The sequence below is a fragment of the Microbispora sp. NPDC046973 genome (genome assembly GCF_040644495.1).
In the GTDB taxonomy this organism is placed as follows: Bacteria; Actinomycetota; Actinomycetes; order Streptosporangiales; family Streptosporangiaceae; genus Microbispora.
Map to the genome: position 1 here is coordinate 98,024 of NZ_JBEYWQ010000017.1, position 23,173 is coordinate 121,196.

Annotated in this window: 19 protein-coding genes, 1 tRNA gene and 1 pseudogene; 8 read left to right on the top strand and 13 right to left on the bottom strand. The window is 68.2% G+C overall.

The window, feature by feature from the left end:
* The first annotated feature begins 67 nt into the window (after positions 1-67).
* Together ABZ860_RS27830 and ABZ860_RS27835 are read left to right on the top strand one after the other, a co-directional pair.
* A complete protein-coding gene (locus ABZ860_RS27830) occupies positions 68-1,090 on the top strand; it encodes a DUF932 domain-containing protein (RefSeq protein WP_357225454.1) in 1,023 nt (340 codons plus the stop codon).
* A gap of 408 nt (positions 1,091-1,498) precedes the next feature.
* The gene (locus ABZ860_RS27835; RefSeq protein ID WP_357225455.1) at positions 1,499-1,984 is read left to right on the top strand and encodes a hypothetical protein; all 486 of its coding nucleotides are present in this window, start codon (positions 1,499-1,501) and stop codon (positions 1,982-1,984) included.
* Positions 1,985-2,171: 187 nt separating this feature from the next.
* Here ABZ860_RS27835 and ABZ860_RS27840 read toward each other — a convergent pair whose 3' ends face one another.
* From ABZ860_RS27840 to ABZ860_RS27875, 8 genes are all read right to left on the bottom strand, one after another.
* Positions 2,172-4,502 (bottom strand): DUF262 domain-containing protein, encoded by a 2,331-nt coding sequence (locus ABZ860_RS27840; protein ID WP_357225457.1) that lies wholly within the window; start codon positions 4,500-4,502, stop codon positions 2,172-2,174.
* Between the two features lie 219 nt (positions 4,503-4,721).
* Positions 4,722-5,132: an NlpC/P60 family protein gene (locus ABZ860_RS27845; protein WP_357225459.1), complete on the bottom strand. Its 411-nt coding sequence runs from the start codon at positions 5,130-5,132 to the stop codon at positions 4,722-4,724.
* A gap of 260 nt (positions 5,133-5,392) precedes the next feature.
* Positions 5,393-6,229 carry a replication-relaxation family protein gene (locus ABZ860_RS27850; RefSeq protein WP_357225462.1) on the bottom strand — a complete coding sequence of 279 codons (837 nt, stop codon included), beginning with the start codon at positions 6,227-6,229 and terminating at the stop codon, positions 5,393-5,395.
* Complete coding sequence (locus tag ABZ860_RS27855) at positions 6,226-8,604, bottom strand: type IV secretion system DNA-binding domain-containing protein (RefSeq protein WP_357225616.1); 2,379 nt, start codon at positions 8,602-8,604, stop codon at positions 6,226-6,228. The genes ABZ860_RS27850 and ABZ860_RS27855 overlap by 4 nt, the downstream gene beginning before the upstream one ends.
* 5 nt (positions 8,605-8,609) lie before the next feature.
* A complete protein-coding gene (locus tag ABZ860_RS27860; RefSeq protein WP_357225464.1) occupies positions 8,610-10,277 on the bottom strand; it encodes a DUF87 domain-containing protein in 1,668 nt (555 codons plus the stop codon).
* Positions 10,278-10,357: 80 nt separating this feature from the next.
* A complete protein-coding gene (locus tag ABZ860_RS27865) occupies positions 10,358-11,296 on the bottom strand; it encodes a PrgI family protein (RefSeq protein ID WP_357225466.1) in 939 nt (312 codons plus the stop codon).
* Entirely contained in the window at positions 11,293-12,855 is a 1,563-nt protein-coding gene (locus ABZ860_RS27870) for a conjugal transfer protein TrbL family protein (RefSeq protein ID WP_357225468.1), read from the bottom strand. Before ABZ860_RS27870 ends, ABZ860_RS27865 begins: the two co-directional genes overlap by 4 nt.
* A gap of 140 nt (positions 12,856-12,995) precedes the next feature.
* A complete protein-coding gene (locus tag ABZ860_RS27875) occupies positions 12,996-14,279 on the bottom strand; it encodes a hypothetical protein (RefSeq protein ID WP_357225470.1) in 1,284 nt (427 codons plus the stop codon).
* Positions 14,280-14,499: 220 nt separating this feature from the next.
* Between ABZ860_RS27875 and ABZ860_RS27880 the strand changes: the two genes are divergently transcribed.
* The 3 genes and pseudogenes from ABZ860_RS27880 to ABZ860_RS27890 form a co-directional block, all read left to right on the top strand.
* On the top strand, positions 14,500-15,051 hold the full coding sequence (locus ABZ860_RS27880; RefSeq protein ID WP_357225472.1) for an XF1762 family protein: 552 nt from the start codon (positions 14,500-14,502) through the stop codon (positions 15,049-15,051).
* Positions 15,048-16,067: a site-specific DNA-methyltransferase gene (locus tag ABZ860_RS27885; RefSeq protein WP_357225473.1), complete on the top strand. Its 1,020-nt coding sequence runs from the start codon at positions 15,048-15,050 to the stop codon at positions 16,065-16,067. Before ABZ860_RS27880 ends, ABZ860_RS27885 begins: the two co-directional genes overlap by 4 nt.
* Positions 16,068-16,368: 301 nt before the next feature.
* Positions 16,369-17,313: pseudogene (locus ABZ860_RS27890) on the top strand (recombinase family protein); the annotation flags it as partial.
* Positions 17,314-18,182: 869 nt separating this feature from the next.
* Here ABZ860_RS27890 and ABZ860_RS27895 read toward each other — a convergent pair.
* Positions 18,183-18,255 (bottom strand) — tRNA-Arg (locus ABZ860_RS27895).
* Between the two features lie 160 nt (positions 18,256-18,415).
* Here ABZ860_RS27895 and ABZ860_RS27900 point away from each other — a divergent pair.
* Both ABZ860_RS27900 and ABZ860_RS27905 read left to right on the top strand, forming a co-directional pair.
* Positions 18,416-19,003 (top strand): hypothetical protein, encoded by a 588-nt coding sequence (locus ABZ860_RS27900; RefSeq protein WP_357225475.1) that lies wholly within the window; start codon positions 18,416-18,418, stop codon positions 19,001-19,003.
* A gap of 129 nt (positions 19,004-19,132) precedes the next feature.
* Positions 19,133-20,263: a D-alanyl-D-alanine carboxypeptidase family protein gene (locus tag ABZ860_RS27905; protein WP_357225476.1), complete on the top strand. Its 1,131-nt coding sequence runs from the start codon at positions 19,133-19,135 to the stop codon at positions 20,261-20,263.
* A gap of 34 nt (positions 20,264-20,297) precedes the next feature.
* Here the strand turns inward: ABZ860_RS27905 and ABZ860_RS27910 are convergent, their stop codons facing one another.
* A complete protein-coding gene (locus ABZ860_RS27910) occupies positions 20,298-20,648 on the bottom strand; it encodes a DUF1801 domain-containing protein (protein WP_357225478.1) in 351 nt (116 codons plus the stop codon).
* Between the two features lie 120 nt (positions 20,649-20,768).
* Here ABZ860_RS27910 and ABZ860_RS27915 point away from each other — a divergent pair, with 120 nt between their 5' ends.
* Entirely contained in the window at positions 20,769-21,221 is a 453-nt protein-coding gene (locus tag ABZ860_RS27915) for a MarR family transcriptional regulator (RefSeq protein ID WP_357225480.1), read from the top strand.
* Between the two features lie 27 nt (positions 21,222-21,248).
* On the opposite strand, the gene ABZ860_RS27920 is transcribed toward ABZ860_RS27915, so the two are convergent.
* The 3 genes from ABZ860_RS27920 to ABZ860_RS27930 form a co-directional block, all read right to left on the bottom strand.
* Entirely contained in the window at positions 21,249-21,908 is a 660-nt protein-coding gene (locus tag ABZ860_RS27920; protein WP_357225482.1) for an SAF domain-containing protein, read from the bottom strand.
* A gap of 12 nt (positions 21,909-21,920) precedes the next feature.
* A complete protein-coding gene (locus tag ABZ860_RS27925) occupies positions 21,921-22,727 on the bottom strand; it encodes an S-methyl-5'-thioadenosine phosphorylase (protein WP_357225485.1) in 807 nt (268 codons plus the stop codon).
* A gap of 62 nt (positions 22,728-22,789) precedes the next feature.
* Positions 22,790-23,116: an FmdB family zinc ribbon protein gene (locus tag ABZ860_RS27930; RefSeq protein ID WP_357225486.1), complete on the bottom strand. Its 327-nt coding sequence runs from the start codon at positions 23,114-23,116 to the stop codon at positions 22,790-22,792.
* Positions 23,117-23,173 lie beyond the last annotated feature (57 nt).

The window sequence follows — 23,173 nt, forward strand, 5'->3', positions numbered from 1 at the left end:
TCGACAGTATTGAGGGCACCGGCTACGGCCGGTGCCTTTCTCATTTCCATCGAGGGGGAGAAGGAACATGTCCAAGGAGTCTCTGGAGTGGTTGAACGCCAACACCTTGATCGGCTTCACCGAGAAGCGTGGTACGGCCTGGCACTACCGGGCGAGCATGCAGGGCGAGGAGCCGAACCACTATCCAGGCCCGATCCCTGTGGACGACGTTAAGCGGCGGCTGTTCGGCTGGGAGGCGCTGAGCAGCCCGGTCTACGTGGAGGACCCGCGAGGCGGGCTCGCCCAGGTGCCCGGAAGGCAGGCCATCCTGCGCAGCGACAACGGCCACGTGATGGGCATCTTCTCCGACGGCTACGAACCGCACCCCTACGTGGAGTGGCTCATCAACACTATTTCCCGGCTCCTCGACGCCGACCTGTCGATCGGCTCCGCCGGGCTGCTCAAGGGCGGAGCGGTCGCCTGGGTGTCGGTCGAGGTGCCCGAGAACGTCATCACGCCGGAAGGCGTCGAGTTCCGGCCCCACCTGTTCGGGGCGACGTCCTTTGACGGCTCGCTGGCCACGACGTTCAAGCGAGCGGTGACCAACATCGTCTGTGACAACACGATGGCCGCCGGCCTTGCCGAGCGTGGGCAGCAGGTGAAGATCAAGCACTCCCGGCATTCGAAGTTCCGGCTCGCCGAGGCCCGCGAGGCGCTGCACATCGTGTACGCACTGGCCGACGAATTCTCAACGGCGGTACGCGAACTGTGCAGCGTTGAGGTCACCGAGCGGCAGTGGCAGGCGTTCCTGGACGCCCACGCACCGATGCCGCGAGAGCGAGGCCGCAGCCGCACCATGGCGGAAAGTAAGCGAGACGCCCTGGCCAAGCTCTGGAACCACGACCTCCGAGTGGCTCCGTGGCGTGGTACGGCCTGGGGCGTGGTCCAGGCGGTGAATACTTTCACGCACCACGAGCAGAACGTACGCGGCGCCGAGCGAGCTGAGCGAAACATGCTCCGTGCGGTGACGGGCGGCATCGACGAGCTCGACCGCGGCACCCTGCGCGCACTGGCCGCCGTGCTCGATAAGCCGCTCGCCATGGCTGTCTGACACCACGCCCGCACGGCTCCCTGTCTCGCAACGGGCGGGGAGCCGTACCCAACGGAAGGAGGTTACGTGTTCTCCAAGCGGTCCCGTACGCAATGGCTGCCCGCACTCAGCAAAGATCGTCGGAGCGTCGGCCGAAGCGTGCGCCGCATTCCACGCTCGCGTGACAAGCGGCTACGGGAGACGGAGCAGCGAGCACTTCGCACCCGCAGGGCACGTGGTTCGAGCCGTCTCGCAGATCTGCCATCACGGCGGGACAGATTGGCGCCCGTGTCTTCGTCGCACTGGGGGCCACCAGCCGTCTGAGGTGCCGCCGCGACGATAGAGCTTCTCCGGGATCTGCCCCTCGTACGACCGTTTCTGAAACCCTGGTGCACTGTAAACGCCGCGAGCGAGGGGGCCAGAGGCGACATGAACGAGGCGACCGCGCATCTACTGTTCGACGTGGTGGAGCGTCTGGAGAAGAACATCGTGGCTCGCGAGTGCCCGGCGATCATCGCGCTCGAGGGTGGGCGGAAGCTGATTCTGAGCGATTACGACTACCTGCGCGACAGCTCGACTGCGGTGGCGTTCGAGGCCAGGGCAGCTGAGAAGGTGGCTGAGATCGACGCGGCTCGATGGGTGCTGGCGGTTCCGCAAGTGTGGGTGTTCAAGCCGCCGAGCACCATCGCAGTGCGAGCTGTCTCCAATCACCCTCTGCGGGAAGGTGAGCAAGAAGCCATCACATGGATGAGCTTCGACCGGGGTGACGGCGTCGACTACGGGCGAGTCGCCTACGCGCGTCGCCCCAGCGGAGAGCCCGTTTTCGAGGAGCCAGAGATCTTCGAAGTCGGGATCCGGCCGAGGAACGAGATGCCTGGCTTCCTGCTGTTGCAGCGATGTCTGGGAGAGGAGTGAGGGCCGGCTCGCGAAGAACCGGCCCTCCGACCAACTTCAACTCTGTGATCAAAGGCAGATTGAGATCGGTCATCGCGATCCTACGGCCTACCGCGTGTCATCACTGGGATTAGCTCGATACCCCGCGGTCGCCGTGGAAGTCACGTATGGTTCTCGTGCTTCATGTCCGGGATGACCTGGTTCACAACTATTTGAACCACCGGTCATGCTGATACTTGGATGCCTCGGGCCCGTCGAGCTCGTGCGTCGTATTGTTGAGCCGGACAAGGAACGCTGCTCCTTTCACCCCGGTCTTCGTCCTGGTTGTATACACCGGCCCTGAGGCAGGCGCGACGTCGATCCGGGCAACCGTGCGTTCGTCGATGGTGCCGAACGCGACAGTCACGTTGGCCGTCACGGCCTTCCCGAAGGTCTGAATCAGCAGCTGGGTCAGCCACTGCTCCCAGCCGTCGGTGTTTTTCTTGGAGAAGACGGTTAAATCCTCTTCTAGACCCAGCACCGACCCGTCGTCCTGAACACCGACGAGCAGAGTCCCCCCGTGACCGTTCATGAAGCCGGCGATCGTCTTGATCACCGCCCACTCCATCGCCCAGTCCTTCTGCCCGGTCTCCAGGTTCTTGCGGCCGGTCGACTTGAACTCGACGACCTTGCTCTCGCCCGCCTTGATCAGCGACTGGATCCCGTGTGCCAGCGCGGCCCCGCCGCGTTGCCCGGCGAACGGGCTGCCCTGACCGTCGCTACGGTTCACCGGCCGGCCGGTCGCATCCTCGATCTGGCGGATCAGCCGTTCGTAGCGCGCGTCGAAGACGGCGCCGAAGTCGTCCTGACGAAGTGCGAGCGGGTCGATGTCGTGGCTGGTGAGGATCGCATCCAGGTCCTGCGGGTCCACCGGCACACCGGTCTCGATCGCGGCCAGATACTTGCTCGGCGCGCTCGCACCCATGTATCCCCAGGTCTTCCCGTCGATGGCGGTCTTGTTGACGATGCAGTTGGCATACGCGCTTTCAACGCCGTTCGCTGCGCACCACTTCTGCGGGAAGATGTGGCGGATGTCGATCGAGTCGGCTGCGTACGCCTTCGCGTCGATCGTCTCGCCGGTACGGAAGTCGCGACCGCCCCGCTTCATCACGAGTGCGTAGAGCCCCTTGTAGGCGGCACTGTTGCGGGTGCGCAACCTCAGCAGTCGCTCAGCCTGGAACTGCGACTCGCGTACCGTGCGCGGTTCCTCGCCGTCTTCTCGAATCCACGCGAGCACGTCCTGCAGGTCGTTAGCGAAGCGGGTGTCAGTGGTGCCGCCGTACAGCTCACCGAACACCCCACACCAGTACCATTGACGTAACTTCGCGGTCGGCTTCGGTGTGAACGCGGCCTCGCCAAGCAACGTGAGGATCGCCGTCAAGGGAACGAGCTGAGTGCTGTACGGGAGATCACGGGCGTGGAAGATGCGCTCACCGTGGAGGAATCGCACCGCCCCCTGCAGCGCCTCGGTGACGGCACCGGCCCAGCGCCGGTACTCGTTCAGCGGAAGCGCCAGCATGTCGCGGCGCTTGGCCGACACCGCCGGGACGCGGTCACCACGAGCACGTTGCCGGGTGCGCTCCTCCCAGCGACCACGAGTCCAGAGCAGCGTGACGATCTGCAAGAAGGTCGTGGCGTCCAGGTCCGCGAGCAGCGGCTCGTCCGCCCAGGTCGCCTGCCGACTCTTCCAGTCGTCGCGCAACCGGAAGTTTTCCGCGGCGTACGTCGCCGTCAGCAGCTCAAAGACCGTCAGTTCGACGCCGCCGGTGTTCACCTTCTCGAAGACCTGGCAGACGGCCTCCTTGGTCGTCTCCCGATTGAGCGCGATCCGCGGAATGCTGTACTGGAGGAACGGCAGGGTCAGCGTCTCTTGGAACCTCTTCCAGATTCTCATCTGCTCCCGCGGTGGTCCCGCCTCCAGGTAGGCAAGCTGCCAATCGGAGGTGGCAGCCGGGTTGAGCACGATGCTGAGCGGAAAAAGGCCGGCCTTGCCGGCCCGCACCTGCGCCTCGGTCGTGGAGGCGTCGAGCACGACGTCACCGCGGGCATTCACCCGTCGCTTGTCTACCGGTAGTGACAGAATGGCGTCATTCCGGTCTGCATCCGGGTCGATGCACGCGTCGATGTCGGCGAAGTACCAACGCTCGATGTCGTTCTTCCGGGCATCCTGGGTCGGGACCGGCGCCCCGGAACGGAGCGCCAGGTAGAGCGAGGTCGTACGCTGCTGCCCGTCGAGCAGCAGATATTGCGGGACCCTGGTCGACGCCGAACTCGGGACTCCCTCGAGTAGCCGGGGCTGGAATCGCACGTCAGCGTTCCCGGTCTCCAGCGTCATCACGGCGCCGATCGGGAACGAGCGAGAGACCGAGGCCAGCAGACTCACGATGTGGTCGTCGTCCCAGACCCACCCACGCTGGAAATCAGGTAACTGTAGTACACCCTGGTGTGCTTGCTTGAGTAGGTCCGCCAGCGGAATGTCGCCACTTTCGAACGTCTTCACCAGCCCAATTCCTCCTCACAGACACGCTCTTGCGACAGGGTAGACGAAAGCGCCCAGGCGGACGCCACGATTGACACCTCCGGAGGAGCCAGTGCGCACGCACACTGTTTCAGAGACAACCGCTGATGCCATTCATACTGCAGCTGAACGGAAGTCTGCTGTTGCAAAGCGGCATACTGCCCGAGTCGGAAGAAGCGGTCATACCTGCGAAAACTCAGGTCACGCGGGCCTGACAGCTCCAGCGAATTCTCGCTCCCGGCTTGGTACGCCTGCCCAGGTGTCGATGCGTACCATGCTCCCGGTGAAGGGCGCGTGGACCATGCGAGTGGCGTCGATCGCGATGCCGACATGGTGGATCGTCGCGGGGTCAGCCGGGTTGGAGGCGAAGAAGATCAGATCTCCTGGTCGGATCTGACTTCTGGGCACGTGGATCCCCGCATTCCACTGCGCGGAGGTGTCGCCACCGACCCGCGCCCCGGCCCTGGCCCAGGCGTATTCGGCCAGGCCGGAGCAGTCGAATCCTCGCGTTCCGGCGCCGCGACCGATGCCGAAGCTCGGTCCGGCCGGCCCGCCGCCTCCCCACGAGTACGGGGTGCCGCGCATGCGCAACGCCGCCTGAACGGCGATCATCCCACGCTCCGCTCCAGCCAGTGCCTCTGCCGGGATCTCTCCGGGCGATAGTTCCGCGCACAGTCCGGCGGCGGCCGTGGGCGGTGTTTCTCGGGGCTGCGTCGATCTCAGCTCGGGCGCTGAGGGGCTGGGGTAGTCACAGACCGCGCTGGCCGAGATGGCCGCGTACCTCGCGCCTCCTGCCAGTCCTATGAGGAGGACGACTCCTGCCACGAGGCCCGCGCCTGCGGCGAGGATCTTCGCCAACGTGGCTTCTTCGATCAAAGGCGCTCCGCTGCGGGCTGAGGCCAGTGAGCGGCGAGTTCGGCCAGGCGCAGGCGTGCTTCTCGGCGGTTATGGGGCAGCCAGACGGGGCCCTGAGGGTCAGCTCCGGCGACGGCCGTTGCGCACGGCACCCCGGTTTGAGCCGCACGGAGCTGGAGCCGGCCGTGAAGGCTGCTCTCCCTTCGTCTGGAGGCGGTGAGGATCAGGACAGGGGTGGTGATTCCGGTGGCCGCCGTCAGTGCGGCGTAACCGTGCAGCTTGGCCGGCACCCGGTCGAGGGTCTCGGTGCCGGTGTCGTACTCGAGGAAGAAATCGACGGTGCGGCCGTTCTCGGTCCACCTGCCGTAGGCGTCGGGGCGGACGTGCTTGCCCCACTGGGCGGCACAGCGCGCCTCTGGCCACCAGATGTCCAGGCGGCACCCGTTCGCCTGACGAGCGGTGCCGTACAGGCGGGCGAAGACGTCGTTGACGCCGACGCTGTGGGCGAGACGCTGGCTGTAGGCCACGGCAAGGGCGCGGTCGCGGCGGTAGCCGAACTCGCTCAGGTCGACGCCGTCCTCAGCGGCGAGTACGGCGGCGCCGGATTCGCCGAGCACGTAGTGCCAGGGCGCTGAACCGACGGGTGGCTTGGGCCGAAAGCGGTCCAGGACGCCGATGCGATGCAGCCTGACCAGGCGGTGCCGTGCAGTAATCGGGTTGTCGAAGGCGATGTGGGTGATCTGGTGGCCGGTCAGGACCTTGTGGGTCCAGACCAGGCGCAGCAGGTGGCGGTCGCGGCTGGTCAGCTGGGTGGCGAGCGAGGCCAGGACGCCGGGCGTGTAGTGCTCGTTCATGTGTTTTCTCCGTTTCTGGGCTGCTGTCGTGGGTCGTCGCGCGGTAGGACTTCGGGCTGGGCGGGGGTCCGGCCGTGGGCTTTGGCGGCGGCGGCGCGGACGCGTCGCGCCAGGTCGGGGTCGGGGGCGGGCAGTGGCCGCGTGCGCAAGGTGAAGGGCGGGGTCTCGGCAGAGCGGACGACCAGGCGGGCGGCAGCCTGGAAGGCGCCGAGATTGGCGAGGTCATGCCGGGTCAGGTACGGGCTGAAGTGGTGCTCAACCTCACGGGCGTCCTCTGGCGAGAGCGAAAAGTAGATCTTGTTGCGCGCGTCGGAGCTGACCGCCTGGCACAGATCGCGAGGAAGCTGCGCCAAGTGCTGGTGGGCGAGCACCATGGACAGCCGGTAGGCGCGAGCCTCGGCGAGCATGTCCGACAGGGCGTGCGGGAGGTTCAGGAAGTTCTGCGTCTCGTCCACGTACAGCGCGGACGGCGCGCGGCTGCGGCCGAGCCGGGCGCGGTGGGAGGCGGCCTGCCAGACCTGGGCCAACAGAAGCGAGCCGAGCAGGCGGGCGGTGTCGTCGCCGAGCACGCCTTTGGGCAGCCGCGCGAGCAGGATCTTGCCGTCCAGGACGTCGCCGACGTCGAAGGTGGACCGGGCCGAGCCGAGGATGTCCCGGACGAACGGGCGAAGCAGGAACGCCCGCAGCTTGTTCATGATGGGCGCGGTGACGTGTGCCTGGGCCTGCTCGGACAGGTGCTCGTACCAGTTCCAGAATCCCAGCAGGAAGGGATCGTTGAGGCGTTCGGTGAGCTGCTTGCGGTAGAGGGGATCGCTGAGCAGCGCCGGGATATCGGCGAGAGTTCCGCCGTTGCGGGAGAGGGTGAGGGCGCAGCCGCGCAGGATGTCGTCGCTGCGTGGGCCCCAGGAGTCGGCGTAAATCTTGTGGAAGATGCCCACGAGGTTGTCTACGAGGGTTTCCAGGTCCGGGCCGCTCAGCACGTTGAGCGCCGGCGGGGGATGGCGGTCGTCCGGGTCGATCAGAGCGATGCGCTCGCCTGCTTCTTCGGGAACGAGACCGAGCAGGTCGGCGACCAGGTCGCCCTTGGCGTCCACGACGGCGACGCCGCGCCCGGCCTGGATGTCGGAGAGGATCATCTGAGCCAGCAGCGTGCTCTTGCCGGTGCCGTTCGGGCCGAGGACGTGCACGTGGTGGCAGGAATCGATCACACGCAGCGCGACCGGCCGCTCGTGACCGGCGTCGGCCAGGCCGAGCACCTTCCCGTTCTGGGCGACCTGCGGCGAGGGAGCCACCGTGTTCGCTCCGGCTCGTTGAAGCCCGGGTACGGCGGGGTCCATCGGTAGATGCGCGAGTGCGGCCAACTCGGAGACCGACAGGAGGTAGCCGCGCCCGAATCGGCGGAAGGCGAGGTGGCGAGCGGGGAGCGGCAGACGGCGCCGCTCCAGGTAGTTGTGCCCGGAGAACAGGGCGAACGCCGAAGCGATCGCATGCGCGCGACCTCGGATGATCTTGCGGCGCGCCTTGCACGCTGCCCGGTCCTTGCCTTCGTCGCCTTGGACGGCGTAGCGGACGGTGACCTCGTATCGAGGTTGTAGGGACTTGTCCCTCATGGCGCGGGCCTCGGCGTACTGCTCCAGACGGGCAGCGTGATCCTGCAACCTATGGTTCGGCTGGTGGTGAGCGCGAGCTGGGCCCGGCACAAAGAGGTCGAGTCCGGCTCGCAGTAGAAAGACGGGGGTGCCGCCGGCACCGCCGGAAAGACGGCGACCGGTGGCGGGCCTGGCGAGGATCTGTACGGCGGCGTGCTGCCAGCCAGGCATGCCCACCGCGGCTCCGAGGAGGGCGCGGAGAGGGTCGTGGTCATGGTCGTGCCGGAGCGGCAGCCGCTCACTGCGTGCGATCACCAAGTGTCCGCCGGTGGCCTGCCCGCTGAGCGGTATCGGCGGAGCGGCCTCCACGACGGTGGTCCGGGCGGACGGCCACGCGGCTTCGATGGCGTGGTCCACCAGGTGCTGAGGGACTGTGCCGGGGACCCACATGCGGATCTGGACTCCGCCGGTGCCGAAGACGTACTCGAATGCCAGATGCGGCTGGCCGAACAGGATGCGCTTCCAGGCCGGGCACAGGAGTCCGAGTAGGTTGCCCCACAGTGCCTCGGCACCCGCCATGTCTGCCGTAGGCGGGGCGAAGACCTCCACGCATCGTGCCCCGTTCGTCGCGGCGCGGTGGCGGAGCCGTACGACCAGGACGTGGGACAGTTCGAGGGTGATCGCGGCGACCGAGAGCGCGAGAGCGAGCTGCCAGACGCGGCCGTTTACCCAGGCCAGCAGCCAGTCGATGAAGGCTTCGGGATCGTACAGCGGACCCTGAATCATCGTCTTCACAGGTCGTCCTCCGCGTACTCGGCGAGTTCCTGAGGGGAGGAGGTGACCAGGCGGTGTTCCTGCTCGCTGGCCAGGACCTGGAAGGCCACGCGGGACGCGCCGGAGTTCGCTGCCAGCAGGCCGAAGCCGCGCTCGGCGGAGAGCAGGAGGTGGCGTTCGCCGTCGGACAGGCCGAAGGCGTCGCTGACCGCGTCGATGGCCTGGGGAGCCTGCCGAAGCAGAATCTGGGTGGCGGAGTTGGCGATGATCGCCTGTCCGATGTCGGAGCCGAGCAGGTCGGCAGCGTCCTGGGTGACCACCGACAGCCCGGCCCAGTGTTTGCGGGCCGCCTTCGCCATCCGAAGCAGGAACTTGGCGCCCTCGGGGTCCTTCATGAGCAGCCATGCCTCGTCGACCACGACGAGGCGCGGGCGACGGTTGCGCGGGTCGGAGACCCTTCGCCAAACGGCGTCCAAGGTGAGCAGGGTGCCGACGGCCTTGAGCTCCTCGGGCAGGTCCCGGAGGGAGAAGACGACCAGGTGGGAGTCGGGCTGGGTGGTGGTGTGTCCGTCGAAGAGCTGGCGGTGGCTGCCGGTCACGTACGGCGCGAGACCTGCCGCTATCTCGGCGGCCTTGGGGTCGTCGTCTCTGGTAAGCGCGTTTGCCAGATCGCTCATGAGGGGCGGGCGCTTCTTCCATGTGCGCTGGTCGAAGGTGATCCCGGCCTGCTTGTAGGTGGCGAGGATCGCCCGATCGAGTGCCGCCTTACCGGCGTGGTCCAGCGGCCCGCCGAGCATGACCGCGACCAGCGTGTGCAGGAAAAGCGACCGCCGGGTCAGCGGGTCCCCGTCCCGTCGCCCCTCAAGGGGCAGGTCGAACGGGTTGAGCCGGACGTTCGGCGCGCCCAAGTGGAGGTAGGCGCCACCGAGGGCCGTGCACAGGCGGGCGTATTCGTCTTCGGGGTCGATGACCGCGACCTCGACCCCGGCGTAAAGGGATCGCAGGGCTTCCAGCTTGGCCAGGTAGGACTTCCCGGCCCCGCTGCTGGCGATGATGGCCGAGTTGTGGTTGGGCTGAGCGAATCGGTCCCAGGCAACCAGGGACGGGCTGGCGGCGTTGGCGCCGTACAAGACCGCGGTCGGCCCCAGTTCGGTGGTCAGATCCGGGCTGGTGAACGGGAACGCCGCCGCGAGCGCCGGGGTGTCGAACGTACGGCTGATGGCCAGGTTGTCGAAGGCCAGCGGCAGCGAGGACACCCAGCCCTGAAGCTGTCGGAAGGCGATCTGCCGGGCATCCAGCAACAGCGACGCGGCCAGTGCTCGCACCTGGGCGCACCCCTCGTCCAACTCATCCTGGGTGGCGGCGTGGACGGTGAGGTAGATCGAGACGCGGAACAACTTGGCCTGACCGCGCGCGATGCGGGAGGCGAGATCCTGGGCGTCTTCTGCCGCGACCTCCGCTCCGGGATCCAGAAGCCGGCCGTGCTGCTGGTCGCTGCGCAGCCCGGATTCCAGACGCGCGAGCTGCTTGCGCAGCCGATCGGCGGCGACCTGGGACGGGACCGGATCGACATGAAGCGACACGTCCAGGCGGCCGGGATAAGTCAGCAGCGGCTCCAGCCAGCCAGGTGTGACCTCGCGCGGGTATCCGCTGATGGCCAGGGTGGCGCACAGGCTGCCACTCACTCGAAGGTCCCGCGGCCGGACCTGGATCGCGTCTGGACCGAACCCGGTGGCGAGGGCCGTGCGCCTGCGTGGGAAGAGCTTCACCGGTGTTCTCCTGTTGTGATGACCTCGCCTGAGGTCGCGAGTTGGTCGGCGGGTAGCGGCGGGCAGGCGGGGTCGAAGCAGGAGGCGAGCAGCGCCCGTATGGCCGGTGCGTCCAGCGGGCGGACGGTGAGTCCGTAGCCCGACAGCAATCGGGCGGCCTCCTCCAGGCGGCGCAGCGCCCGGGCCGATGCCGCGTCCCGGCCACCCGCCTCGGCGCAGGGCTCCCGGACGACCAGCAGGACTTGACGGCGCAGCAGGTCGTGCCTGACCGAAAGGCCGGTGAGGAAGGCCGCGTGCTCGTGCGCGGCGGCCGACAGCGCGGGGTGAGGAAGCGCACGAGCGTTGTCCATCAAGTTGTTGATCGTCTCGCTGAGGTCCACCGGCGCGGCACGGATGAGGATCTGGACCGGGCCGGACAGTGAGTTGAGCCAGCGGCCGAAACCCGAGGCGAGGGCGTCCTGCTCGTCCGGCGTCCGAAGGGCGAAACTGACCGTTGACACCTCCGCCACGGCAGCGACCCCGTCCGGCCCGAGATCGATGAGCCCGTCATCGGCCACTCCTCGCGCGGGAAGGCGCAGCGGCGCCGGTCGGGGAACAGACTTGGCGGCTATCCAGGCGGGAGCCGGAGGAATGCTCGCTGATTCGGAGACCAAAGCCCTCGCGGAACGCTGGTGGCGGAGCGCGGACAGTACGTACCGGTCGAGACTCACACCATCACGCCGTCCGATCGCCAGCAGGATGCCGGTCAGCGCGATCGGCAGGGCCCCGACGCCATACGCCACCAGCGGCACGTGCTCTCCAACGAGCATGTAGGCGGCGTACAGCAGGCCCGGGGTGCCGCCGAGGATGGCCACCTGACGGGCGGTGAAGCCGCCGACGATGCGGTCCTCCTGGTCCACATCGGCGGGGATGCGTACCGGCTGCACCCAGCTCATCGGTTGTCACCACCGCCGGACGGGCGGCCATGCCGCTGCGGCCCACGACGGCCAGGGTTCTGGGGGCGGTCGAATCCGCCGGGAGCCGACGCACCGGGCGCCTGGACTGGCCGTCCAGAGGTCGAAGGAGTGGATTGGGCGCGGAGCCAGTACATCTGCACCAGCCCTGCCGGGCCGTTGGCGTAGTAGGCGTCGCGCGGGTAGCCGTACACCGGCGTGGTGGGGGGAGTCGGGACCGATGGCCGCAGCGGCGTCCGGTACTTGCCCTGACCAGGCGGACCGGACGAGGCATGCTTGACCGGACCGGGCTGCAAGTTGCCAGGATTGCCGGGACGGCGCGCTGCCCCTGGCGCGTGGTGGGCCTGGCCGGTGCCGCCCCTGGCCGCGGAGGTGGCGGTCGCTGTGGTGGCGGCAGCCGTACCGGCGGGACCTGCGGCGAGCGCGGGCAGCGCCCTGCTCGTCATGGCGAAGGTCGCGCCCTTGGCCCTGCCTGAACCCCTGCCGCCGCGTGCACCTCTGCCGAGGTGTAGAGCGTTCATGACCGGAGAGGTGAGCTTGTAGGCCAAGGCGTACTTGACGATCCGCGTGACCGTTGAGCCACGGCCGGCGGTCTGGGCGAACACGCGGCGAGACACCCAGCCCGGGATGCGTACCAGGATGATCAGCAGGCACAGGACGAGGACGAGGTTGACGAGCTGCCCGGTCGGCATGAGCCCGAGCAGGAGACGGCCGTCCTGGTTGAAGAAGATCCGTACCGCCATGACCAGCGTGAGTGACTGGGCGACCTGCACGATCAACAGCCCGGTGAAGGCCCGCCACCAGAACCGGGCCAGCCCGTCGGTGTACGGCAGCGCCAGGCAGGCCAGCGCGAGCGGCGCGGCGACCACCAGCAGCACTATCAGCGCGGCCCGCATGACGAACGCGATCAGCAACAGGATCAGCAAGATGACCGCGACCAGCGCGAGCATAATGTAGAAGATCTCCTGCTGGCCGGGGACGACAACCAGGAGGCGCAGGGTCGCCGCCGCGCGCCTCTCATCGAAGTCCTGGCCGAGCAGCGCGTGTGACAGGGCGTTGGCGAGTTCGATGGCCTTGCCGCAGATGCCGAAGCTGACGTTGACGGCCAGGACCGCGACGAACAGGCGCGGCAGGACCTCTTTGACCGCGTATCGGGTCTGGACCGTCTCATGACCCATCGCGGTGATCGCACCGATCGTGGCCAGCAGGACGAATCCGGTGTTCGCGATGGCCGCGGTCGCTTTCCACAGATCGAAGACTCTGCCGTTGCCGGACACGTCCGGGGTCGCCAGCAGTGTCGCGGCCAGCACGTCCAGCAGCGGTTTAGTCGCCAGCGCGACCAGGTTGGCGAACCAGGAATTGATCTGGCCGTTGATCCAGTCGCCGATGCCGAACCCGAACCCGGGACTGTCCACCGGGATGTCGACTGGTCCGGGCAGTGACGGTGAGGGCGAAGGAGCCGGCACTGGAGTGGCGCTCGCGGTTGCCGTCATGGCGGCAATCGACACCGTGACGACGGCCACCGTGATCACCAGTAGCACGGCCGTACGTGGCAATGAGAGGCGAACGACTGCCGCACCGGCAGCGGGCCGGGAAATCGCGGCACCGCGGAACGAGGCGTCGAGCCGACTGACGTTGGCTGAGCCGGTGACCCGAGGCCGGGGCGAGGAGGCCATCGCTCTCACCCGACGACGCGCTTGAGGATGCTCACGAAGAGCGGAGCCAGCACGGCCAGCGCGTAGCCGAAGGCTGCCGCCTTCAACGCCGCCTTGGCCTTCTGGACCTCGCCGGGATCGCCGCCGGCGACGAGGTAGCGAAGCCCGCCGATGGTCAGCATCAGCGTGGCCAGCGTCGCCAGCAAGCCGATCAGCCAGTTCCGCAGGTTCGTGAAGACCGCGTTGAGATCCGACGGAGCCGCGGCCACCGGGGAAGCAGCGAAGGCGGAGGTTGCCACTGCGGCAATAACGAGGATGGCGATTGCCGCAGTGGCCAGGCCCCAGACGGCGATTCCCCGCGAGGACGGTCTCCTGCGGCAGGGACGGCTGCCGCTGGCATGCCGTACCGGATGCCGCTGCCGGGCGGCGCGGTGACAGCGGGCCACGACAGAGGGGTGGTTGGGAGAGAACCGCGCGGAGCCAGGGGTTGTGTCCCTGCCTCCCTTCGGGTCGGTTGCTGTTTGCGCATCCGGAGTTCCCTGGCTCCGCGCGGAAGCCGAGTGCGCTTCTCCCGGGATCGGAGAAGCGGCCAGGGGAAAGGTGGCGGGTTCGGATTCCTCCCGCCGCACGACGTTGATCAGTGGCAGCTCCCGGCGGTTCTGCTGCCCGCTCACCTGGCCGCGGTCCCGCAGCGGCACGTCCTCAAGTCGCGTCAGGCTGATCAACTCGGCGTCGAGCTCGCTGAGTACGCCTTGGGCCACTGCGTCGATCAGCACCAGATCGGGGTGGTACCAGGGTCGCGGGGGAGGCATCGGCTCGCCGGCCGCACAGCGGCGCTCGGCCGTGGCCTCGATGTGACGGCGGGTGCGCTCACCCGCGAAGCGGGCCGCCTCGCACAGCCGAGCACGGATGTGGGGCAGGCCGGTGTCCACACGGTGCAGGGCCCGCAGGAAGCCCGCCATGATCGCGATGTCGACGTCCACGGGGTCCCCGCGGACCAGGTCGCGGGTCAGCGCTATCGCGATCGTGTGCAGGGCCGGCATGGCCATGCCGACGGCCGCGACCGTCCAGGTCGAGCTGGCCTGTTGGGCGCGTGCGACCAACTCCCGCCAGACGGCATCCCGCGCTTCGTCAGTGACGGTCCGGCTGGTGAGCAGTACGCGCAGCTCCCGAAGACAGACCGCTCCCCGGGGCAGACCGGGGGCGAGTGCCGTGCAGTCCAGAGACAAGGCGCCCGGGCCGGTCGTCAGCAACCGGAACGAGGTCTCCGCGGTGTCCAATGGTGATTCGGTGAGGCGATGCGCGCTCATGTCGTGCTCCGGGTCGAGAAGGAGTTCGTGGTCTCGCAACCGGTGTACGCACCGCCTCAGAAACGGCTCAGAGAAAAGCTGGGTAGTCGCTCAGGAATTTCTCAGAGCCTCGGCATTCTGAGTAGCTCAGCGGCTTCTGAGCGCGACCTTCTGAGCTCGGCCACCCGGCTTCTGAGCAGACTCTGAGCCTGCTGATTGCCTGGTCACACGCCACGGAGCCGTGCTCGCGGCCTCGGCGGCCCGCATCCGGAAAACGTGTCCCGACAAATCAATGGAGAGAAGGAATGGCATCCAGAAGAACGCCGGCAGCGGCGGCCTAGCCACAACGGAAAAGCCGCGCCTGCTGATTTCGCCGGTCGCGATTCAAACTGCAAGGGCATTCACCGCCTGGACGCACCGCTACCTCGCCCCACCGGCCGCGGCGGAGTTCGTCATCGGTGTCCAGACCAGCGACACAACCCTGGTCGGCGTCGCTTTTGTCGACACGCTCGCCTTCCGGGCCTTCGACGACGGCAGCACGGCCGAGGTCGTCTGCCTGTCCACTGACGGCACGCCCAACGCCTGCTCGGCCCTGCTGGGTGCCGCCTGGCGGGCCGCCCAGACTGAGGGCTACCGGCGCCTGATCGCCTACACCCGTATCGGCGAGCCCGGCACCAGCCTGTGCGCGGCCGGCTTCCGGCTGGTCCCCAGCCCAGTCGGATGGGACACCAGCCGTACCGACGAGGGCGCCCGCGTCCTGTGGGAGATCCGGGTCGCCGGAGGTCGCGCATGAGGAAACTGCGTGAGCCGTATTGGAGCGACGAGCACGCGGCGATCTACCACGGGGACGCGCGTGCGGTGCTGGCCGAGATGGATGAGGGCTCGGTGGACTGCATCGTCACCAGTCCGCCGTACTGGGGCCTCCGGAACTACTGCGAGGGCCAGTACGGGCAGGAGCCCACGCCGGAGGCGTACGTGGAGAACCTACGGGCCACCTTCGCCGAGGCCCGCCGGGTGCTCGCCGACGACGGCACCTGCTGGCTGAACCTCGGGGACTGCTATGCGGCCAACTCCGACGGCTGGGCGCGGGGCAGGGACTACAACCCGCGCCAGCCGGAGGTGCGGCCCAAGGCGCGGCTGGCCGTACCGCCGAAGAACCTGCTCGGCATGCCGTGGCGGGTCGCCTTCGCCCTCCAGGAGGACGGCTGGATTCTTCGCAACGCCATCGTGTGGAGCAAGCCGAACGCGATGCCGCAGTCCGTCCGCGACCGGATGTCCAACCGGTACGAACTGATCTTCCTGCTCGTCAAACAGCAGCGGTACTGGTTCGACCTCGACCCGGTCCGTCAGCCCTACACCGGCGACCGTCCGATTTCCAGGCGGGCACGAGCCCGGGGCAACAAGCCGAACAGCATCACGACGGCCTGGCCTCCGAGCGGCAAGTACGGGGAGGACTCGGCCGGCCCGCGGCACGGGACGGCGATGCGGCCCACGGGTGAGCGGCATGCCGCCGCGCACCCCAACGGCAGGAACCCCGGGGACGTCTGGTCGATCCCCACCCGGCCGCTACGGGCGGCGCACTTCGCGGCATTCCCGATCGACATCCCGCTGACGGCGATTGCCGCCGGCTGCCGCCCCGGCGGCACCGTCCTGGACCCGTTCACCGGCAGCGGCACCACCGGCATCGCCGCGCGGCAGATCGGGCGGAGGTTCGTCGGCATCGAGCTCAATGCCGACTACTGCGAACTCGCCCGAACCCGGCTCCTCGTCACTCAAGACGAAGGCACTCCCGGCAGGAGGAGAGGGTGACCGGGCAGCCACAAAGGGCCTGCTCAGAGCCTCCCGAACCAGCCTCAGCGGCGTACTCTGCAGGGCCCGGAAGGGCGAGTCGGGCAGCCGGTCCTCTGATTACTGTGGATGAAGAGCCTCGTCCGGCAGCCGAGGGTTCATCTGCACGGTCAGGGACGGCAGAGCCGCAGCCGCTGACGATCGAATACCAGGTCGTCACGCTTTCCGGGGAGCAGGGCAGAGGACTGCGGGCCACCCAGGCGCGTGCCATCTACAAGATCCTGCTCTGGATGACCGCTGAGGATGCAAGGGGGTAAGGCTGGTGGGCGGATGGGAGAGCAAGGCACGCGAGGACCCCTTCGACGGGCTACGTGTCGCTTGGTGCGGACGAACCTCGACCGAGGATCTACAGGACCCGACGCTCTCTCTGCCTCGTCAGCTCAGCAACAGCCGGGCGGCACTGCCGCCCGGCGCCCTGATCGTCGCTCACTTCTACGACATCGAGTCGGGCCGCAAGAACCTGGAAGACCGCGGCCACAGCACCGCCCACGAGCGCTTCACAATTCCCATTCCTCGGGATGGCGGGATTCAGGACCTGCTGGCCGAAGCCGCCCGGCCGAACCGCCGGTTCGACGCGGTCATTTGCGAGTCCATCGACCGGATCTCTCGCCGTACGTTCTATGGGACGAAGATCGAGCATGAGCTCGAACAACTCGGGGTCGCTCTCTTCGCGGCCGACGAGCCGATCACGCTCAACGGCAAACGCGCCACGGCCATCCTCACCCGCCGGGTCAAGCAGGGCATCGCCGAGTGGTACGCCGTCCAGATGATGGAGGCGTCCTGGGACGGCCTCCGCACCCATACACAACAGGGCTGGAACATCGGGCGCCCTCCGTACGGCTACCAGGCGGAGAAGGTCCCACATCCGGTCCCGGCCAAGGCGGCGGACGGCAAGAGCAAGACCAGGTTGGTGCCCGACCCGCTGCGTGGCCCTGCCGTCACGCAGATCTTCGTATGGCGGGTGATGGAACGGCTGGGGTATGGCGACATCGCCGACCGGCTCAACGCGGACCATGAGCGCTATCCACCGCCTGAGTCGCTGAACCCGAACTTCCGGGGACGTAATTCTTGGTCTCGGTCCGGGATCCGGGAGATCCTGCTCAACCCGAAGTACACCGGTTACATGGTGTGGAATCGGAAGGCAACCACCAGCCGCCGAGGCACGAACCGCAGCATGCTCAACCCTCCCAGCGCCTGGGTCTGGTCTGAGCACCCGACCCATGAGCCTCTGATCACCCGGGAGATCTACGAGAGCGCCCAGAAGGTCGGCCGGACGCGCAACACGTCGCGTTCCGGTGCTCAGCTCAACAGGCACTCGCAGGCGCGCCGAACGTACCTGCTGAGGTCCTTCGTCCATTGCGATCTTTGCGACCGGCGCATGTTCGGCCAGACCGAGACGCGCCGCAAGGCCCAGGATGCCTACTACGTGTGCCAGCCCGACCGCAACCATCACGGCCGGGAGGACCGTTTTCCTGGCCACCCAAAGGTTGTCCGCGTTCGAGAAGACGTGCTTGTTGACGCAGTTCATGATCTGTTTCAACGACGCGTCTTCGGCCAACAGCGGCATGAACTTCTCGCCGCCGACCTGCCGGAGAACAGTCGCCAGGCGGAGGAGGAGTGGGAGTCCCGGTGCCGTTCGCTCAAGAAGAGCATCACCGAGATCACGCGGAGGCAGGACAGGCTGATCGCTCAGATCGAGGACACCGACGCGGACGACGCGTTCTGCCAACGTCTGCGGGCCCGCTTCACGGAGCTGGAAGGCGAGCGCCGGATCAAGGCGGAGGAGCTTGCCGATGCCGAGGGGAGTCCGCCCGCGCGCGACCACCAAGCCGGCCTGCTCCACATGATCCCCATGCTGCAGACGAAGATCGCTGAGCTGCCCGAAGAGCTTCAGCGCGAGCTGTTCACGGCCTTCCATCTGGAGATCCGCCATGACGCCGGCCGTGGGGTGGCGTTGATCCGAATCACTCTGGACCACGAGACGATCCAAGGAGTCGCGGCGATGGCAGAAGAACTTCCTGGAAACGAAAACAGGCGCCTGCCGGAGGCAGGCGCCTGTGCCGAAGATTTGGTGAGTGCCCCCGGCAGGATTCGAACCTGCGGCACCCGCTTTAGGAGAGCGGTGCTCTATCCCCTGAGCTACGGAGGCGCACGACGTGCATCAGTAAGCCTAGCGAAAGGTTGGGCCCGCTCGCGCCTCCCCAGGGGGTGTCGTTTCGAGGTCGCCGGTCATCGGCGGGCTGACCTGCGGTAAAGGCATGGCAAGTGGTCGTACGCCGAGTGGGGGAGGGTGGTTAGCGTCGCTGGCCGTGACCGTAACGCGACGTGGATCCGCGCGCGGGCTGCGATCGGTGGTGCTCGTCGCGGCGCTGCTCGTGCCGGCGATCCTTGCCTCAGGCATGCTCATGGCCGACTTCACCGGCTACGGGGAACGGGCGCGGAGCGACTTCTCCCGGGACGCGGCCGTACGTGCGGCACCGGCGGGGACGGGGGACGGCAAGCCCGCCGAGCCTGCCGGCGCGACCGCGGGAGACCGGGACCTCGCCGGGACGCCCGGTACGCGGGCGGCCGTGCCGCCGGATCTCGCGGATGGCCAGAAGGCCCGGAGGATCGACGTGGTCCCGATGGCGGGGACGGTGCGCAAGCCCCTGCTGAACCCGACCCCGGTGCCCGAGCCGGCCGGTCCCGCGCGTCTCTACGAGGGGCTCGTACGGATCCTTCCCATCGTCCAACCCGTCCGTGAGGTCGTCCCCAGGGATGCCCCGAAGGTGAGCCGGCCGGCAGAGAAGCCGAAACCTCGCGAGGAGACGACCTTCACGTGCGCGCCGGAGTGGCGGGACACGTGGCTGTGGGAGCTCTGCCGGGAGCGTGAGGGCCAATCCGAAGGCGGGCGATGAGCTGGAAACACGCAAATGCGACGTGATCGGTCGATAGCGCTTGCGTGAACCGGGGCCCGGGCACACAGGACGCTGTAGTAACGTGCGTCCCTGACCCAGGTCACGAGTTCGCAAACGGGGGAGTCGATCGTGTCATCTCCTCGATCGGCCAGGCTGATCGCGGTCGTCACGGCGATGACTTCGCTGGCCGTCTCCGCGCCGTACGGCACGGCCGCGGCGGCCCTGGCCGATACCACGACCGCGAACGCTCGCCCGGAGGCCGCCGGGCAAAGCGCCTCGGCCGGCGTGCTCGACAAGGAGCCCACCACGCTGACCGAGCTGCGGCGCGAGGCCCAGAAGGCGTACAAGTCCATCGCGGACGCGAACAGGGCGCTGGTGGCGCGCCAGAAGAAGTTCGGCGCGGTGGAGAAGGAGCTGGCGACCAAGCTGGAGAGTCTCCAGCAGGCCACGGCGGAGCTCAACAAACTGCGCAAGCCGCTGTCCGACCTCGCCTCGTCGATGTACCAGGACCCCTCGCTCGACGGACTCAGCCCGTTCTTCAGGGCGGGGAACGGCACGGAGACGCTCCGGAGGATCGCCGACCTCGACCACATCGTCGCCGGGCGCAACAACGTGCTCGGCGACGCGGTGAAGCTGCTGGAGCGGCAGCAGCAGCTCGCGCAGGAGGCGCAGGAACTGCGGGCGGCCAACCTCCTGCAGGAGGCGCAGCTGAGCGCGCAGGTCGCCGCGCTGCGCAAACGCTCCAGCACGCTGGTCCGGTCGCTGACCAAGGCGCTGATCAAGCTCGGCGTGAAGATCGGCGATGGAACGCAGGGGGCGGGTGGCTGCGACCCGACCAGGATCGGTCAGGCGGAGCAGTACCCGAACGGACTGCTGCCCAAGAACATCCTGTGCCCCCTGCCGCAGGCGGGAGAGGAGCTGCGGGCGGACGCGGCGATCGCCTTCGCCGATCTCAACATCGCCTACAAGAAGCGCTTCGGCACCTCGATGTGCATCTCCGACAGCTATCGCAACCTGGGCGAGCAGCAGTCCATCTACTACCGGCGGCCGGGTTTCGCGGCCACTCCGGGCAAGAGCAACCACGGTCTGGGGCTCGCCGTCGACCTGTGCGGAGGAGTGCAGAACTTCCGTTCCGTGCAGTTCAACTGGCTGGAGGCCAACAGCAAGCGGTACGGCTGGATCCACCCCGACTGGTCGTACCACAGCCCCTTCGAGCCCTGGCACTGGGAGTACGACCCCAAGCTCGGCGCGCAGCTCTGACGGGTGCGCCCCCCGACGAGGAGTGCGGGTCGCGTCAGTGCGCGTCGAGGTGGACGGCCTGGCTGATGTAGTCGCGCAGCGCGGCCTCGTTCATCCCGTCCAACGTCTTGATCTTGACGTGGCGGGTCTTCTTGCCGACTCCTTCAAGAAGGCCGTGCGGGTCGGACATCTCGGCGCCCCGCTCGAAGGCGAAGGTGAGATGCGTCTTGCTCTGGCTGATGACGGCGAGGATCTTGTTGCCTCGCCAGGCGGGCGAGCCGTAGGTGAGACATTCGACGGCCTCGGGTGCCTGTTCGGCGACAAGGGCACGCAGAGCCGCCACGATCTCGCGGTACTTCGGGTCGAGCTTCGTCTCGACGTACGTGTCGATCTCGCTGCCGGTCATGGTCATGATCTCCTCGCCGTCTGTTCTCCTGGATGGGCTGTGCGTGTTCCGAGCACGACACTATAATCAAGATTAGTGATAGTCAATGATCGTGATTAATTCTGAAGAGAACGGTGGACGGTGAGGGTTCCAGACATCGGCATGCTGGCCGGCCAGTTGATGCGCGCTCTCCAGGAGGAGCTGTTCGAGACCCTCGCCGAGCAGGGGCACCCCGACGTGCGCCCGCGGCACGGGACGGTGCTGGCGTTCCTGGATCCAGAAGGCGTGCGCGCGACGGACCTCGCGGCCCGGTCGGGCCAGCACAAGCAGATCATCGGCACGATCCTCGACGAGCTCGTCAGGCTCGGCTACGTCACCCGTGAACCCGATCCCGCCGATCGCCGGGCCAAGCTCATCGTCCCCACCGAGCGTGGCATCGACGAGATCACCAAGGCGCGCGCCATTCTCGCCGCCATCGAGGAGCGGCACGAACAAGCCCTCGGCGCCGAGCGCTACGCCGGGTTCAAGGAGATGCTCCAGCAGGTCACGCGTGACCAGCGGGCCTGGCGGCAGGCCGGGGCGAGCACCGCCTGATCGGCGTCCCCGCCCGGACACGGCCGATCAGTGGGGACGGATGGTCACCGAGAGCCTGCCCTGCGCCTGGGCCTGGGCGAGCTCGGCCGCCTGGCCGAGGGTCGTGGCCAGCACGAGCAGCGCGCCGCCGTCCGTACGGCCCGATGGCCGGGCGATCACCCGCACCTCCTGGGCGACGGTCCGGGCCTGGAAAGGGCCGTCCTCCAAGGCCGCCAGGACGTCGATCACGTCTCCCGGCGACAGCAGGCGGGCGGCGTCGGGATCGGCGATCCTGACCGGCGTCGCGACCAACCCCGGCTCCGCGGCCGAAGCCCCCGCTTGCGCGGCCGGGCCGCCGCCGGCCGACCCGCCGGACGCTTGCCCGGTGAGGGTCTGGCGGAACAGGCCCGGGCCGAGCAGCCGTGCGTCGGTGAGGAGTTCGCCGCGGCGTAGCGGACCGGCGAGTGCGCGGCCCGTGACCGGGGCGCCCGGCGTGTACGCCCCGGCGGGCACCGTGTCGGGCGGGAGCCGCACGACCACCAGGTCGGAGGCGGCCAGGCGGCCGCCGGTGAGGTCGCGGGCGGCGGCGAGGACCTCCACCCCGTCAGGGGAACGGACGGCCAGCAGCACGCAGGCCACCGCGAGACCGGCGAGAACGGCGGCGATCGGACGGCGACGGCGCGCCGTCAGCCGCCTCAGATCACGCATGGCCATCTCACGTCAGGGGAGCTCGATCGGCAGCTTGATCCCGTCGAGGGCGTTGCCGCAGGGGCAGGGACGTTCCTGCGGCAGGGCCTCGACGACCTGCGCGACCAGAGTGCGCATCCGCTCCACGTTGGCGGCGAAGAAGGCCAGGACCTCTTCGTGGGTGACCCCCTCGCCGGCCTCCACACCGGCGTCGTGGTCGGTCACGAGGGCGAGCGTCGTGTAGCAGAGGGCGAGTTCGCGGGCGAGCACGGCCTCGGGGTGCCCGGTCATGCCGATGATCGACCAGCCCGCCCCCGCGAACCACTTCGACTCGGCCCGGGTGGAGAACCGGGGACCCTCCACCACGACCAGGGTGCCGCCGTCGACCGTGTCCCAGCCCGTCTCGTGCGCCGTGGCCACGGCGGCCGCCCGGCCGGAGGGGCAGTAGGGGTCGGAGAACGACACGTGAACGGCCCCGCCCGTGTCGTAGTAGGTCTGCTCACGGCCCTGTGTGCGGTCCACGAGCTGGTCGGGGATCACGAGAGCGCCCGGGCCGATCTCCGGGCGCAGGGACCCGACCGCGCTGGGCGCGAGCACCTGGCGGACGCCGAGGGACCGCAGGGCCCACATGTTCGCCCGATAGGGGATGCGGTGGGGAGGGAAGGTGTGGCCGCGGCCGTGCCGTGGGACGAACGCGACGGTCCGCTCGCCGATGCGGCCCACGGTGATCGAGTCACTCGGCGGGCCGTACGGCGTCGTCACGTCGATCTCTTCGGCGTCCTCCAGCAGGGAGTAGAACCCCGAACCGCCGATGACCCCGATGTCTGCGCGATTGACCATGGGCCGACACTAGCGAACGGCGCCGCACACCCGCCGCGCCCCGTCGGCCCCTGTGGATAACCTCAGGCGGCGGCGGTGGAGCCGGACGACGACGTGCTCGAGGAGGAGGTGCTCGACGAGCTCGTGGAGGTCGCGGGCTCCTTCTTGCCCGAGTCGCCCGACGACTTCGCGGACGACGTCGTCGTGGTGGACGTGGTCGTCGACGAGCTCGACGAACGGCTGTCGGTCCGGTAGAAGCCGGAGCCCTTGAACACGATGCCAACGGCGGAGAAGACCTTGCGCAGCTTGCCCTGGCAGGCCGGGCACTCCGTGAGCGGGTCGTCAGAGAACTTCTGGACGGCCTCCAGCTGCTCACCGCAAGCGGTACAGGCGTACTGGTAGGTAGGCACTCGCTCCTCCTGAGACTGGCACTCGACCGGGTCGATTGCTAATGGTAGGCAATCAAC

Excerpts from the sequence above, each read along its gene's own strand:
- ABZ860_RS27830 (WP_357225454.1), top strand. The coding sequence starts at position 68 with ATGTCCAAGGAGTCTCTGGAGTGGTTGAACGCCAACACCTTGATCGGC.
- ABZ860_RS27835 (WP_357225455.1), top strand. The coding sequence starts at position 1,499 with ATGAACGAGGCGACCGCGCATCTACTGTTCGACGTGGTGGAGCGTCTG.
- ABZ860_RS27845 (WP_357225459.1), bottom strand. The coding sequence starts at position 5,132 with ATGATCGCCGTTCAGGCGGCGTTGCGCATGCGCGGCACCCCGTACTCG.
- ABZ860_RS27850 (WP_357225462.1), bottom strand. The coding sequence starts at position 6,229 with ATGAACGAGCACTACACGCCCGGCGTCCTGGCCTCGCTCGCCACCCAG.
- ABZ860_RS27855 (WP_357225616.1), bottom strand. The coding sequence starts at position 8,604 with ATGATTCAGGGTCCGCTGTACGATCCCGAAGCCTTCATCGACTGGCTG.
- ABZ860_RS27865 (WP_357225466.1), bottom strand. The coding sequence starts at position 11,296 with ATGAGCTGGGTGCAGCCGGTACGCATCCCCGCCGATGTGGACCAGGAG.
- ABZ860_RS27875 (WP_357225470.1), bottom strand. The coding sequence starts at position 14,279 with ATGAGCGCGCATCGCCTCACCGAATCACCATTGGACACCGCGGAGACC.
- ABZ860_RS27885 (WP_357225473.1), top strand. The coding sequence starts at position 15,048 with ATGAGGAAACTGCGTGAGCCGTATTGGAGCGACGAGCACGCGGCGATC.
- ABZ860_RS27910 (WP_357225478.1), bottom strand. The coding sequence starts at position 20,648 with ATGACCGGCAGCGAGATCGACACGTACGTCGAGACGAAGCTCGACCCG.
- ABZ860_RS27920 (WP_357225482.1), bottom strand. The coding sequence starts at position 21,908 with ATGCGTGATCTGAGGCGGCTGACGGCGCGCCGTCGCCGTCCGATCGCC.
- ABZ860_RS27925 (WP_357225485.1), bottom strand. The coding sequence starts at position 22,727 with ATGGTCAATCGCGCAGACATCGGGGTCATCGGCGGTTCGGGGTTCTAC.